At 63.2% G+C, this 13,560-nt stretch carries 14 protein-coding genes; 5 read left to right on the top strand and 9 right to left on the bottom strand.

Translation table 11 applies throughout. The features are described from left to right. Nucleotides 1-36 precede the first annotated feature (36 nt). From C8K66_RS04240 to C8K66_RS04220, 5 genes are all read right to left on the bottom strand, one after another. A complete protein-coding gene (locus C8K66_RS04240) occupies nucleotides 37-969 on the bottom strand; it encodes a D-2-hydroxyacid dehydrogenase (protein ID WP_017848745.1) in 933 nt (310 codons plus the stop codon). A gap of 109 nt (nucleotides 970-1,078) precedes the next feature. Further along, complete coding sequence (locus C8K66_RS04235) at nucleotides 1,079-1,372, bottom strand: YcgL domain-containing protein (RefSeq protein ID WP_017848744.1); 294 nt, start codon at nucleotides 1,370-1,372, stop codon at nucleotides 1,079-1,081. Beyond that, a complete protein-coding gene (rnd, locus tag C8K66_RS04230) occupies nucleotides 1,369-2,502 on the bottom strand; it encodes a ribonuclease D (protein ID WP_046384335.1) in 1,134 nt (377 codons plus the stop codon). The genes C8K66_RS04235 and rnd overlap by 4 nt, the downstream gene beginning before the upstream one ends. 122 nt (nucleotides 2,503-2,624) lie before the next feature. Further along, complete coding sequence (locus C8K66_RS04225; protein ID WP_079443069.1) at nucleotides 2,625-3,224, bottom strand: class I SAM-dependent methyltransferase; 600 nt, start codon at nucleotides 3,222-3,224, stop codon at nucleotides 2,625-2,627. Nucleotides 3,225-3,325: 101 nt separating this feature from the next. Continuing rightward, nucleotides 3,326-4,696 (bottom strand): glutamine synthetase family protein, encoded by a 1,371-nt coding sequence (locus tag C8K66_RS04220; protein WP_046384337.1) that lies wholly within the window; start codon nucleotides 4,694-4,696, stop codon nucleotides 3,326-3,328. 410 nt (nucleotides 4,697-5,106) lie between these two features. On the opposite strand from C8K66_RS04220, the gene C8K66_RS04215 reads away from it, so the two are divergent. Beyond that, on the top strand, nucleotides 5,107-5,880 hold the full coding sequence (locus C8K66_RS04215; protein WP_079443068.1) for a transporter substrate-binding domain-containing protein: 774 nt from the start codon (nucleotides 5,107-5,109) through the stop codon (nucleotides 5,878-5,880). Between the two features lie 50 nt (nucleotides 5,881-5,930). Beyond that, on the top strand, nucleotides 5,931-6,770 hold the full coding sequence (locus C8K66_RS04210) for a cache domain-containing protein (protein WP_057004993.1): 840 nt from the start codon (nucleotides 5,931-5,933) through the stop codon (nucleotides 6,768-6,770). 69 nt (nucleotides 6,771-6,839) lie between these two features. Here C8K66_RS04210 and C8K66_RS04205 read toward each other — a convergent pair whose 3' ends face one another. Together C8K66_RS04205 and pobA are read right to left on the bottom strand one after the other, a co-directional pair. Further along, nucleotides 6,840-8,357 carry an MDR family MFS transporter gene (locus C8K66_RS04205; protein WP_108524352.1) on the bottom strand — a complete coding sequence of 506 codons (1,518 nt, stop codon included), beginning with the start codon at nucleotides 8,355-8,357 and terminating at the stop codon, nucleotides 6,840-6,842. A 65-nt stretch (nucleotides 8,358-8,422) separates the two neighbouring features. Beyond that, nucleotides 8,423-9,607 carry a 4-hydroxybenzoate 3-monooxygenase gene (pobA, locus tag C8K66_RS04200; RefSeq protein ID WP_178087544.1) on the bottom strand — a complete coding sequence of 395 codons (1,185 nt, stop codon included), beginning with the start codon at nucleotides 9,605-9,607 and terminating at the stop codon, nucleotides 8,423-8,425. A gap of 189 nt (nucleotides 9,608-9,796) precedes the next feature. Here pobA and C8K66_RS04195 point away from each other — a divergent pair, with 189 nt between their 5' ends. Continuing rightward, nucleotides 9,797-10,684: a helix-turn-helix domain-containing protein gene (locus C8K66_RS04195; RefSeq protein ID WP_046384341.1), complete on the top strand. Its 888-nt coding sequence runs from the start codon at nucleotides 9,797-9,799 to the stop codon at nucleotides 10,682-10,684. A 25-nt stretch (nucleotides 10,685-10,709) separates the two neighbouring features. Here the strand turns inward: C8K66_RS04195 and C8K66_RS30955 are convergent, their stop codons facing one another. Both C8K66_RS30955 and C8K66_RS04190 read right to left on the bottom strand, forming a co-directional pair. Next, a complete protein-coding gene (locus C8K66_RS30955) occupies nucleotides 10,710-10,886 on the bottom strand; it encodes a hypothetical protein (RefSeq protein WP_164887019.1) in 177 nt (58 codons plus the stop codon). 99 nt (nucleotides 10,887-10,985) lie between these two features. Continuing rightward, nucleotides 10,986-11,891 carry a LysR family transcriptional regulator gene (locus tag C8K66_RS04190; RefSeq protein ID WP_032804836.1) on the bottom strand — a complete coding sequence of 302 codons (906 nt, stop codon included), beginning with the start codon at nucleotides 11,889-11,891 and terminating at the stop codon, nucleotides 10,986-10,988. Nucleotides 11,892-11,996: 105 nt separating this feature from the next. On the opposite strand from C8K66_RS04190, the gene C8K66_RS04185 reads away from it, so the two are divergent. Further along, nucleotides 11,997-12,863 carry an MBL fold metallo-hydrolase gene (locus tag C8K66_RS04185; protein WP_046384342.1) on the top strand — a complete coding sequence of 289 codons (867 nt, stop codon included), beginning with the start codon at nucleotides 11,997-11,999 and terminating at the stop codon, nucleotides 12,861-12,863. A 34-nt stretch (nucleotides 12,864-12,897) separates the two neighbouring features. Beyond that, nucleotides 12,898-13,512: an NAD(P)-dependent oxidoreductase gene (locus tag C8K66_RS04180; RefSeq protein ID WP_017848732.1), complete on the top strand. Its 615-nt coding sequence runs from the start codon at nucleotides 12,898-12,900 to the stop codon at nucleotides 13,510-13,512. The last annotated feature ends 48 nt before the right edge of the window (nucleotides 13,513-13,560 follow it).

Genomic DNA, 13,560 nt, shown 5'->3' with positions numbered 1-13,560 from the left:
TGGCTCACCAGCCCCCACCTGTGGTTCGACGCGGTGTCAGTAGCCGCGCTCGAAATCCACTTCACCGCGCAACACTTGCTTGGCCTGGTAGGCGCGCACGTTTTCCAGAAACAGTTGCACCATCATCGACGGCGAGGTCGGCGCCGAGCTGTGCCCGGTCAGCAGCAAGCCCCAGGCGGTCCAGAACGGGTGGCGCTGCGGCAACGGTTCCTGGCGGCACACGTCGATCACCGCGCCAGCCAGGTGCCCTTCTTTCAACGCTTCGACCAGATCCGCATCAACCACCGCAACGCCGCGGCCGACGTTGATAAACAACCCGCTCGGCTTGAATTGCTTGAACAGCGCCGCGTCGTACAGGTCGTGGGTGTTCGGCGTGTTGGGCAACAGGTTGATCACGTAGTCCGCTTCGCCCACCAGCCGGCCGAGTTGATCGAGCGCAGCCACTTCGACAAACGGCGCCTGCTCGCGCGCCTGGCTGGCGATGCCGTACAGCTTGACGCCAAACGGCACGAGGAACTGCGCCACGCGCTGGCCGATATCACCGCAGCCGACGATCAGCACCGTGCGCCCCGCCAGGCTCTGGCCCATGCGGTTGTCCCACTTGCGCTCGACCTGGCTGACCAGGCGCGCCAAGACTTCGCGTTCATGGCCGAGCATGTAGGTGAGGATAAATTCCGCCATGACCTGGCCAAAAATCCCCACCGCACGGGTCAAGCGATAGTCGCGGGGCAGGCCGTCGGCCAGCAGCGGCGTGATGCCGGCCCAGGTCGATTGCAGCCACTGCGGCTGGTGCCCCTGGCGCAACAGGGTGGCGAGCAGGTCCGGCTGGCCGAGCCACACCGGGCAATCGGCAGCCAGGCGCGAGAGTTCGGCCGAGTCGCCGCTGGTCAACACCTCGAGGTCCGGGGCCGCTTCGCTCAGCAACCGGGCGTAGAGCGGGTGATCCTGTTCAGCAATCAGAACACGCATGGTTCAAACCTTTCAAAAACAATGCGGACGGCCGCCCGCATCCTTACGGCCACCATCCATTAATACGATTCCATGGAAAAGAATGCGCCCTGGGCAGGGCGCGCCGCGATCACATCGGGTCGTTGCGGCGCAGCAGCTCTTCGGGCAAGTGTTCGATGTACTCGTCCTCGGCCGGTGGCATTTGCAAGTGGTAGCCCTGCTTTTCGAGGTTTTCCAGGACCACTGCGATGTCCTCGCGCGACAGCTTGCGCTCGGGCGTCAGCACCATGTCGAAAGCGTGATGGGCCTTGCCGAAGGCTTCCATCAAGGGTTCCGGCACGCGCTCCAGGGCATCGCTTTTCAGCACGTAGAGATACATTTCGTTGCGTTTCAAGCTGCGATAGATGGAGCAAATACGTTTCAAGGCTGTTCTCCGGCAGTGGCCAGGCTGTCGAGCAGCGCCTGGCCCATCAACTCGCGGCGCCAGCCACGCAGCGAGTCTGGCAATTGGTAAGGCCCGTCGGGGTAGCCACTTTTGACCAGGGCTTCGAGGGTTTTCTTGCGCAGCATCAGTTCCGGCGCCATCTCCAGGCGTTCGGCTTGCGCCTGGCCCAAGGCGCGCAGGTGCTTGATCAGCGCAGCGGCATCCACCGGCAGCGGTTCAGCCACGGCGGGCGGCCATTGGTCCATGGACACGCTGCCGGCGCGCTTGATCAGGTCCAGCAGAAACTGGCCATCCTGACGCACGGTGCGCGGGTGCATGTCTTCGATTTTGCCCAGGGCGGCGAGGTTATCCGGCTGGGATTTGGCCAGGGGCCACAGCGAGTGTTCACGAATGATGCGATTGCGCGGCAGGTCACGGGCACGCGCTTGCTGCTCGCGCCAGGCGCACAGTTCACGCAGCACGGCGAGTTGGGCACGGGACAGTTTCCACGCCAGCTTGGCCTCGCGGTACACCTCGTAAGGGTCGACTTCGCGGCGCAGGTTGGCCACCAGTTCGGCACCGTCTTCCAGGACCCAGGCGTATTTGTCGTCCGACAGCCGCGGGCGCAGGCGAATGAAGACCTCGGCCAAGTGGACCGCATCTTCGGCGGCGTAGCTCACCTGGGTCTCGGACAACGGGCGCTGCAGCCAGTCCGAGCGGGTTTCGCCCTTGGGCAAGTCGATATCGAGCACGGCTTGCACCAGGCGCGAATAGCCCATGGAGAAGCCGAGGTTCAGGTAAGCCGCGGCCAGTTGGGTGTCGAACAACGGCACTGGCAGGCTGCCGGTCAGGCGCAGCAACACTTCCAGGTCTTCACTGCAGGCGTGGACCACTTTGATCACGGCCGGGTTTTCCAGCAACGCCGCCAGTGGTTGCCAGTTGTCGATGGTCAGGGGGTCGATCAGGTAAGCGCGAACGCCATCACCGATCTGGATCAGCCCGGCAATGGGATAAAAGGTGTCGACCCGCATGAATTCGGTGTCGAGGGCGACGAATGGCAACTGCTGCCATTCGGCGCAATGCTGGCCGAGGCTATCGTTGTCGCAGATCCAGTGAATATCGATGGCCACACGGCTCTCCCTTGAAGAATGGCGCGCAGTATATATCGCGGAAGGGACTTGCGAGCATCCGCAGTGCACACGCAATCATGAAAACTCCGACAGCGTGTAAAGAATAGTCCGACAGATTGGAGTTATCCCATCTTACGTAGAACGTAGACACGCCATACGCTGGAGCCAGGAATGAACTCCTGGTGATTCAGGACCTGGAACCCTGCCTGGCAGAACTCCTCCTCCACTGGCGTCCGGGAGGCGACCGACACGATCACGGTGTCGCGGCTGACCCGATGAAACTCCTGCAGCAGCGCTTGGCGCCCTTCGCTGCTGGGCACGTGGCGAAACAATTCCAGACAGAAAATGCAATCTACCGCGTTCGCCGACAAGCCGATGGAAAACGCCGAGCCCTGAAAGGTCTTGACCCGCTTGAGCAGCGCCGCCGGGTGATGGGTGCGGGCGTGGTCGAGCATGTCCTGGGAGTTATCCGAGGCGAGGATGACCCGGTTGACGTGTTCGGCCAACACCGGCCAGAACCGCCCCGAACCGCAGGCCAGGTCGAGGATCAGACCGGGCTCGCCGGCCACCTTGAGGGCATTGCGCACCAGCCGCCCGTCACGCCACGCCGCCAGACGCTGACGCAGCCCAGGCGGGCGCGTATCGCCGCAGACCCTGGCGTGCTCACGGTCACAGCGTTCGGCGTATTCAATCTCGATGGACGAAAGTGGTGGTGACAACATCACGGGCTCATGTGAGTGGAACGGTAGTGAATGACCTTGATTCGCAGCTTAACCAGTGCAACGTGAAAAAAAGGTCGAAAAAACCACCACCGTCAATCCGTTCACGCCGAGTGCAGATACCAGCGCCAGTCCTGCTCGCCCACCTCGCCCATGAACTGCCGATATTCAGCCCGTTTCACCGCCAGGTACACGCCGAGAAACTCACTGCCGAACGCCTCCCGTGCCCAGCTGGAGTCTTCCAGGGCGCGCAGGGTGGTGAGCCAATCGGTGGGCAGCAACGCGTTGGCCTGGGCGTAGCCGTTGCCTTCCACCGGAGCGCCGGGGTCAAGTCGTTCGCGGATGCCGCGGTGGATACCGGCGAGGATCGCCGCCGCCGCCAGATAAGGGTTGGCGTCGGCGCCGCAGAGGCGGTGTTCGATGTGCCGCGACGGCGCCGGACCACCCGGCACACGCAGGCTGACGGTGCGGTTGTCGACGCCCCAGGTGGCGGCCAGCGGCGCATAGCTGTTGGTCTGGAAGCGGCGATAGGAGTTGGCGTTGGGGCAGAACATCAGCAGCGAATCGAGCAAGGTGCTGAGCATACCGCCCACGGCCTGGCGCAGCAGCGGCGTACCGTCGGCGGCTTCGCTGGCGAACAGGTTATGGCCCTCGGCGTCCGCCAGGCTGACGTGCATGTGCATGCCGGTGCCGGCCAGGTCGTCGAACGGTTTGGCCATGAAGCACGCCGTCATCCCGTGCTTGTGCGCCACGCCTTTGACCAGGCGTTTGTAGCGCACCGCTTCGTCCATCGCTTGCAGGGCATCGGTGCGGTGTTCGAGGGTGATTTCGACCTGGCCCGGCGCGTATTCGGAAATTGCCGTGCGCGCCGGGATGCCTTGCAGTTTGCAGGCGCTGTAAAGGTCGGCGAGAAACGGCTCGATCTGCTCCAGCTCGCGCAGGCCATAGACCTGGGTCGCACGCGGGCGGCCGCCGTCCATGTCGCGCGCCGGTTGCGGGCGGCCGTTGTGGTCGGGTTTCTGGTCGAGCAGGTAGAACTCCAGTTCCGCCGCCATCACCGGGTAATAACCATCGGCCTTGAGCCCGTCGATCACCCTGGCCAGCACGTGCCGGGGGTCGGCCACGGTGGCGGGCAAGCCTTCGGTGGGGTGCATGCTGACTTGCACCGCCGCCGTCGGAATCAGCCGCCATGGCATGCGCTGCAAACTGCCGCTGATCGGGTACGCACGGCAGTCGATATCGCCCACCTCCCACACCAGCCCGGAGTTTTCCACGTCATCGCCATGGATGGTCAGGCCAAGGATCGTGCTGGGCAGCGGGCGGCCGCTTTCATACACCGCCAGCAGTTCGTCGCGATGCAGCAACTTGCCGCGCGGCACGCCATTGTTGTCGAGGATGAACAGCTCGAACATCTCGATGTCCGGGTTCTGTTCAAGGAAAGAGCGGGCTTCGTGCAGGCTGGCAAAAACACTCATGGCAATTCTCATACGTTAGCGTCAGGCAGGCGCACAGGCGCCGCCGGGCGGATGCGCGCAGGTGCGCGTCATCCATCGGATAGATCAACGTAAGAGAGAAGTATCTGGTGGGCGCGCATGTCGACAGTGGAACAGGGCCCAGAAAGCCAGCGCGGAGGGCAACGCCTCGACATCCGCCGGACCGCTCGGCGCGACGACGCCAGGCAGTGTCTCGGGGTAAGTGTCGGGGTAACCGTCCATGGGCGAATCACCGTGAGGGAGATGCCCGGCAGCGTCACACGCCGGGTCAGGGGCGTCAATTCAGGGTTGACGGAGTTTGGTTGCACGTTGGCTAAACATTCGCCGTCCTTGCCACCCCGCCATCTTGCTGGAAATAATGGCCGCCCGATCATGCCCAAGGACTCGACCGCATGAAAGCTCCTTTAGCCCTGTGTGTATTGGTGAGTCTGGCGACACCCGCCTTCGCGGACACGCCCCCCTCGCGCCTGGACAACGTGCTCGACAGCGGCACGCTCACCGTCTGCACCACCGGCGACTACAAGCCCTACACCTTCCTGCGTGCCGATGGCCGCTACGAAGGCATCGATATCGCCATGGCCGAGTCCCTGGCCAAGAGCCTCAACGCCAAGATCGCCTGGGTGCCCACCACCTGGAAAAGCCTGATGCCGGACTTCCTCGCGCACCGCTGCGACATCGCCGTGGGCGGTATTTCGGTGTCGCTGGAACGCCAGAAAAAGGCGTTCTTCAGCCAGTCCCTCGGCGTCGACGGCAAGATCCCGCTGGTGCGCTGCGCCGATGTGCAGCGTTACCAGAGCGTCGAGCAGATCAACCAGCCGCAGGTGCGGGTGATCGAGCCGGCGGGCGGCACCAACGAAGTGTTCGCCCGGGCGCACCTGGGCCAGGCGCAGATACGCCTGCACGACAACGTGACCATCTTCGACGAACTGCTGGCGGGCAAGGCCGATGTGATGATCACCGACGCCAGCGAGGCGCGCTTCCAGCAGAAACTCAAGCCGGGGCTGTGCGCGGTCAACCCGCAGCGGCAGATGCAATACAGCGAGAAAGCCTTCCTGCTGCCCCGCGACGATGTGGCCTGGAAAAGTTACGTCGACCAGTGGTTGCACCTGAGCGTGGCCACCGGGGTGTACGACGGCATCGTCAATCAATGGCTGGCGGCGCCCTGAGCCGCAGCCGTCTAAGCTGTGCTCACATCTATAAGAACGAGGCACGGATAATGAAGCGACTGCTCCGATTCAGCTGGCTGCTGCTGTTGGGTTTCAGCCAGGTACACGCCGCCACCTTGCCGGAGGAGGACGCCCAGGCGGCCAAGGCTCTGCTGGGGAAAGCCTTGGCCTACTACCAGAGCAATGGCGACAAGGCCTTCGCCGCCTTCAGCCGCCAGGGCGAGTTCGTCGACCATGACCGCTATGTGTTCGTGGTCGACACTCAGGGCGTGTTGCTGGCCAGCGGCGGGCCCTCCTCCGCCTTGATCGGCCGCGATGTGTCCGAAGTGCTCGGGGCGGATTTGCGCCAGTCGTTCAAGGACGCGCTCAAGGCGCCGGAAGGCCAGGGCATCCAGCAGGCCGACTACCGCTGGCAGAACTGGAACGACGGCAAGATCGAACACAAGCATGTGTTTTATCAGCGTGTCGGCGAACGCATTCTGGCGGTGGGCTATTACCTGCCACGGGCCACGCCGGAACAGGCGCGAGCGCTGCGGGACCAGGCCGTCAAGGCGCTGGTCAAGGATGAAGCCGGCACGCTGAAGGCGATCAACTCATTGCAGGGCGGTTTCCTGCAGGACGATCTCTACGTGTTCGTGGTCGACCTCGATACCCGGCGCTATGTCGCCCATGGCACCAACCTGCGGTTGATCAACACCGACTTCAGCAAGATCAAGGACCCCGACGGCAAGCCGGTGGGCGCACCGATCCTCAAGTTGATGGCGGAGCAGGATCAGGGTGAGTACAAGTACCGTTGGAAAAACCCGGTGACCGGCAAGGTCGAGAACAAGCATGCGTATTTGCGCAAAACCGGGCATTTCATGGTGGCGGTCGGTTATTACAGCCCTTGAATTGCACAGGCGGTCAAACCGCTGGGAGCGGGCCAGCCCGCTCGCACATTTGGATGTCCAGCCGGCCCGTCAGCGGGCCTTGTCTTCACGGCCGCGCAGCATGCGATCGGGCATCGCAATCGCCGCCGCCAACCCCAGCAACGACACCGCCGCACTGACCATCAGCAAATGCCGGAACGTCACCGCCAGTTCTCCGCGCAGGGCATCCTGCGCCGGGCCCGGGGCGGCGTTCAGGCCGTCGAGCAAAACGCTGCCGGAACCGCCCTCGACCACCAGCGCGCCGCTGGCCAGGTGGGCAAAGCTGGAGTCCTGCAACAGCGCCAGCAACAACGCCGACATGCACGCCACCCCGACCGCCCCGCCCAGGGAACGGAACAGGTTGGTGGTGCTGGTGGCGACGCCGATATCGTGCTGGTCCACCGAGTTCTGCGTGCCCACCAGCGAGGTCGGGAACTGCATGCCGGCAGCGATGCCGCACAGCAGCATGAACATCGCCGTCAGCCCCATCGCCTGCGGCGCACTGTAGGCCATGCCGAGAATCGCCAAGGGGCTCAACACGGCGCCGCTGAGGATCAGTGGTTTATAGCGCCCGGTCACCGAGGTCATGCGCCCGGCAAAGTAGGCGCCCATCGGCAAGCCCATCGCCAGTGGCAGCAGGTGCAGCGCGGCACTGTCGGCGCCGGAACCGGTCACGGTCTGAAAGCGCAAAGGCATCAGCACCGTCAGGGAAATCGCCTGGAAACTGGTGAAAAACATCGTACACCAGCACAGCACCGCGCTGCGGTTGGCGAACAGGTGCATCGGCAACAACGGTTCCCGCGCACGCCGCTCATGCCAGACAAATATGCTCAGCGCCACCAGCGCGCAGGCCAGCAACGCTAGCACCGAGTCATTGCGCCAATCATGGCCCTGGCCGATCTCGGTGATGCCCAGCAGCAAGGCGCTCAAGCCGATGATCAGCAGCACGGTGCCGAGGTAATCGATGATCGGCTTGCGTTGCGGCAACGGCAGCCCGACCAGGCTGCGATGGGCCACGTACCAGGCGCCGGCGCCCAACGGCAGGTTGATCAAAAACACCCAGCGCCAGGACAGGTACTCGGTCATATAACCGCCCAGCACCGGCCCGGCCACGCTGGCCACCGCGTACATGCCGCTGAAATAGCCCTGGTAACGCCCGCGCTCGCGCGGCGGGATGATGTCGCCGATGATCGCCTGGCTCACCGAAATCATCCCGCCGGCGCCGATGCCCTGGAGCACCCGCGCCAGCACCAGTTGCTCCATGCTTTGCGCCATGCCACAGAACAGCGACGCCAGGGTGAACAGGCCCATGCCGATCAGCATCATCGGCCGCCGCCCGTACAGGTCGCCGAGCTTGCCGTAGATCGGCACCGCCACTGTCATCGCCACCATATAGCCGGAGATCACCCAGGCCAGCAGGTTGACGTCGTGGAACCGCGCGGAAATGGCCGGCATGGACACGGCGACAATGGTCTGGTCCAAGGCACCGAGGAAGATCGCCATCATCAACGAGACGAGGATGCTGCGCACGGCAGGTACGGCTGGAGTAGGCTGATTGAGCTGAGTCACGGTAAACCTTCGAGCAAGGCCCGCAGGAAAAGGCGACCTGCGGGCATGCTCGATACGATAGCAGGCTATTCGATAGCTTCGTAAGGAAGCCCGACGTAATTTTCCGCGATGGTGGTGCGACCGGCGTGCGAGTGGATGAAGTACGCCAGTTCGCTCTCGGCAATGCGCTGGCTGAACCCGTCCGCTTCGGGAAACTGATGCAGCATCGACGTCATCCACCAGGAAAACCGCTCAGCCTTCCACACGCGTCGCAGGCAGATTTCCGAATATTTCTCCAGCAACTCCACGCGCCCCTCGCGGTAGACCTTGAGCAAGATGCGAAACAGCGTGCTCACGTCGCTCGCTGCCAGGTTCAAGCCCTTGGCCCCGGTGGGTGGGACGATGTGCGCCGCATCCCCCAGCAGAAACAAACGCCCGTACTGCATCGGCTCGACCACGAAGCTGCGTAGCGGCGCGATGCTTTTTTCGATCGACGGCCCGGTCACCAACTGCTCGGCCAACTGGCTTGGCAGGCGCGTTTTCAGTTCAGTCCAGAAACGCTGGTCCGACCACTCATCGACCGACTCCTCGACGGGTACTTGCAGGTAGTAACGGCTGCGCGTCGGCGAACGCATGCTGCACAAGGCAAACCCACGCGCATGCTTGGCGTACACCAGTTCAGGATGGACCGGCGGCGTGTCAGCCAGGATGCCCAGCCAGCCGAAGGGATACACCCGCTCGAAGACCTTCAGCGACTCGGCCGGGATCGATTGCCGGGCGACACCGTGAAAACCGTCGCAACCGGCCACGTAATCACACTCCAGGCGAAAGGCTTCGCCTTCATGTTCGAACGTCAGCCAGGGTTGATCAGTTTTGAGCCCGTGGGGTTGCACCTCACGCGCGTTGTACAAGGTGACGCCACCGGTGGCGGCGCGTGCGGCCATCAGGTCGCGGGTCACTTCGGTCTGGCCGTAGACCATCACCGATTGACCGCCGGTGAGCGCCTTGAGGTCGATGTGAGTCAGTTGGCCATTAAGCGCCAGTTCGAAGCCATCATGGACCAGGCCTTCCGCGTCCATGCGCTGGCTGACGCCGGCCTCGCGCAACAGGTCGACCATGCCTTGCTCCAACACCCCGGCACGGATGCGCCCCAGCACGTAATCGGCGCTCTGGCGCTCTAGAATCAGGGTTTGGATACCGGCCTGCTGCAACAGTTGGCCGAGCAACAGTCCCGAAGGACCGGCGCCGATGATGGCGACTTGAGTTTTCAGCGTTTTCATTATTTTTATGGCCCGAAAAATTCACCCGAACGGATAAGGTGAAAGAGTTGTCATTGGTCTTGTTGCTGACATTTTTCACTTGAGTGGGCGCTATAAGAAGGTGAAAACTGCGCCAAAGCCTGCGCTTTTTGCCAATCGGGGCGATTACCGAACCACTTGCCTGAGTATCGGATTGAAACTATGACCAAAACTGCCAGTTCCGCGATTCCGGTGTTCAAGCTGTACGGGGAAAACCAGCAATGGCCGACGCCGGATTTGTTGCACTGCGAAACGATTTCCCGACGCAGCCGGGACTACCAGTGGGAAATCCAGCCCCACCGGCACGCGGATCTGTGCCAGTTGTTGTACGTCCACCAAGGCCAGGCGCAACTGGAAATCGAAGGCCAGCGCACCACCCTCAACGAAGCGACCTTGCAGGTGCTGCCGCCGCTGTGTGTGCACGGGTTTCGGTTTGCGGAAGATGTCGAAGGCTACGTGCTGACCCTGGCGGCACCGCTGGTCAGCCACCTGCAAGCGCAATTGGGCGCAACGGTGGACGGCCTGCAGGTGCTGGGCAGTTACCCGGCAGGCAAGGACAGCGACTATCTCAACAACCTGTTCGCCCGCCTGCAGGACGAATACGCCGATGAGCAGCCGGCCCGGGACATGCTGATGCACGCCCTGGTCAGCGTGCTGCTCGTATGGATCAGCCGCCAGGCCATCCAGCGCCGCCACCCGCGGGCACCGCGTGGGCGCGAGTATTTCCGGCGCTTTACCCAATTGGTCGAACAGCAGTATCGCGAACACCCGAAGATTGAAGACCTGGCCCACAAGCTGGGTATCTCGGTCTCACACCTGAACGGCACATGTCGGGAGTTGGGTGGGCAACCCGCGCTACAGATCATGCACGACCGCCAATTGCTGGAAGCCAAGCGCCTGCTGACCTACACCAGCATGACCATCAATGAAATGTCGGAGGTATTGGGCTTTTCCGACCCGACCAACTTCTCGCGGCTATTCCGCCGCCGGGTCGGGTTTTCGCCCAAGGCATTTCGCGAACGACTCAAGGCCGAAACACCCGAGGATTAAACGCGGGATCGTCCTTGGTTGGCCATTAGCGCAACGCGCTGAAACTGCCGGTGCGCGGAATGCATTGATCCTGATGGCAACTGATCGCAAAGCTCGGCTGCATGCGGGTCTGCTCGACGCGATAGGCGGCGGTGCCGTACAGCGCGCTGACCAAGGCGCAAAGGATGAAAATTTTCAGGTACTTTCTGGTTTTGACGGTCATGGCACAGACCTCTGAAGGACCTACTCGGTGCTGTTTAAAGCATAGGTCAGCCAGGGCGAGTTGCCATTATTGGACGCCATTCAACATCTGTATGTCGGGTCACAGGCCCCGGTCCCACTCCGGCGTTTCCGGAAACCTCAGCACCAGGAAATCCAGGAGGCTACGCAGCGCCGACGGCATGTGTTTGCGCGACGCGTACACCGCGTAGATGTTCATCTGCCGCGGTTCGGCCGCGGGCAACAGGCGCACCAGTTCGCCACGGCGGATGTGCTCGCCGGCCTGATAACTGGGCAACATCGCCACCCCCGCCCCGGCGAGCGTCACGCGTAACAGCGTGCTGGCTTCGTTGGCGGTGATATTGCCGTGGACCGGCACCGAAACGTGTTCGCCGCCTTCCTCGAAATGCCACAGGCTTTTGCCGAAGTACGAGTGGGTCAGGCAGTTGTGCCGCGCCAGGTCTTCGACCTTTTGCGGCGCCGGATGCTCAAGCAGGTAGGCCGGGGTCGCGCACACCACCGAGCGACAGACCGTCAGGCGCCGCGCGATCAGGTTGGGGTCCAGGTCGTTGCTGGTGCGGATGGCCAGGTCGATGCGCTCATCCACCAGGTTGACCGTGCGATCGAGCATCTGCAGGTCGACCGTCACCAAGGGGTAGCGCCTGACGTATTCGGCGATGGCCTCGGCCAACTGCGCCTGGCCGAACGAGGTGCTGACACTCAGGCGCAGCAGGCCACGGGGCGCGTCATCCGGTTCGCTGACGGCGGCCTGCATGTCGCCGCACAGTTCCAGCAATTGCCGGCAACGTGGCAGGGTTTCCCCGCCGGCAGCCGTCAGGCTGAGTTTGCGCGTGGTGCGATGCAGCAAGCGCGCGCCGACCCAGTCTTCCAGCTCGGCCAGGTAGCGTGAGACCACCGGGCGCGACAGGTCCAGATGGTCGGCGGCGGCGGACTGGCTGCCCAGATCCACCACCGTCACAAACACGCGCATTGCTTGAAGACGATCCATGATCTGCCCGATTTTAGAAACAAACTATGTCCCAGCATCGCATTTTTTGTTGTGTTTGGTGCAACTAAGCTCTGTGCATCCCTTACCGATTGCCGGAGTTGCCCGATGTTGTCCACCCTCAAGCGCCTGACCCTGGCGACCGCCGCCCTGGCCTTCGCCGCCCAGGCGGCCGCCGCCGAGCTGACCCTCGACGTGTACAACCCCGGCGAGGCCGCGATCTTCCCGGTCAGTTCGGTGCTGGTCAGCGGCGCGAAAGACGCGATCCTGGTCGACGCACAGTTCGGCAAAAGCCAGGCCGAACACCTGGTGCAGAAGATCCGCGCCAGCGGCAAACACCTGACGACCATCTACATCAGCCACGGCGACCCGGACTACTACTTCGGCCTCGACACCCTGACCGCCGCATTCCCCGACGCCAAGGTGCTGGCCCCGCAAGCGGTGGTCGACCACATCAACGCCACCGTCGCCGGCAAACTGGCGTTCTGGGGCCCGAAAATGGGCGCCGACAAGCCAGGCAAAACCATCGTGCCGCAGGTGCTCGACGGCCACCGCCTGACGCTTGAAGGGCAACCGCTGGAAGTGATCGGCCTCGACGGCCCGCAGCCGGAACGCAGCTTTGTGTGGGTGCCGTCGATCAAGGCCGTGGTCGGCGGTGTGGTCGTCGCCGACAACATCCACCTGTGGATGGCCGATACTCAGAGCGCGCAGTCCCACAAAGACTGGCTGGCTACCCTGCAACGCATCGCCGAACTGCAGCCGCGCACGGTGGTTCCGGGGCATTTCCTCGGCAACCCGTCGCTGCAATCCGTGGCCTTTACCGCCGACTACATCCAGGCCTTTGACGAAGAAGCCGCCAAGGCCAAGGACTCCGCCGCCCTGATCGCGGCGATGAAAAAGCGTTACCCGACCCTCGCCGACGAAAGTTCGCTGGAACTGAGCGCCAAAGTCGCCAAGGGCGAAATGAAGTGGTGAAGCGTTTCAAACCTTAACCGTACTGGAGAATGTCATGAGCAAGATCGCAATCATTGGGGCCACCGGCCGCGCCGGTAGCCAACTGCTGGAAGAAGCGCTGCGACGCGGGCACAGCGTCACCGCCATCGCGCGCAACACTGACAAGCTCGCCGTGCGTCCTGGCGTCAGCGTCAAACAGGTCGATGCGCTGGATGCCGAGGCCTTGCAACAGGCCATCAGCGGCAGCGATGTGGTGATCAGCGCGGCGCATTTCGCCACCCTGCCCGCCAGCGCGGTGATCGGCCCGGTGAAAAAAGCCGGGGTCAAACGCCTGCTGGTGGTGGGCGGCGCGGGTTCGCTGCTGCTGCCGGGCGGCACTCGGGTGATCGACAGCGAGGGTTTCCCAGAGGCGTACAAGGCTGAAGCCAGTGCCGGCGCGACGTTCCTCGAGGCGTTGCGTCAGGAACAGGAACTGGATTGGACCTTCCTGTCGCCATCGGCCGAATTCGTTGAAACCGAGCGCACCGGCACCTTCCGCCTGGGCCAGGATGATTTGCTGGTGAGCCGCGAAGGCCGCAGCTGGATCAGCTTCGCCGACTTCGCCATCGCGATGATCGATGAAGTGGAAACACCGAAGCATTCGCGCCAGCGTTTCACCGTCGGTTACTGAGCCGACACGATCAACCTGTGGGAGCTGGCTTGCCGGTTCCCACAGGTG

The organism is Pseudomonas sp. GV105, assembly GCF_003058185.1.
GTDB classification, from domain to species: Bacteria; Pseudomonadota; Gammaproteobacteria; order Pseudomonadales; family Pseudomonadaceae; genus Aquipseudomonas; species Aquipseudomonas veronii.
Note: the sequence above shows the minus strand (reverse complement) of the source record. Positions and strands in the feature narration are given on the sequence as shown.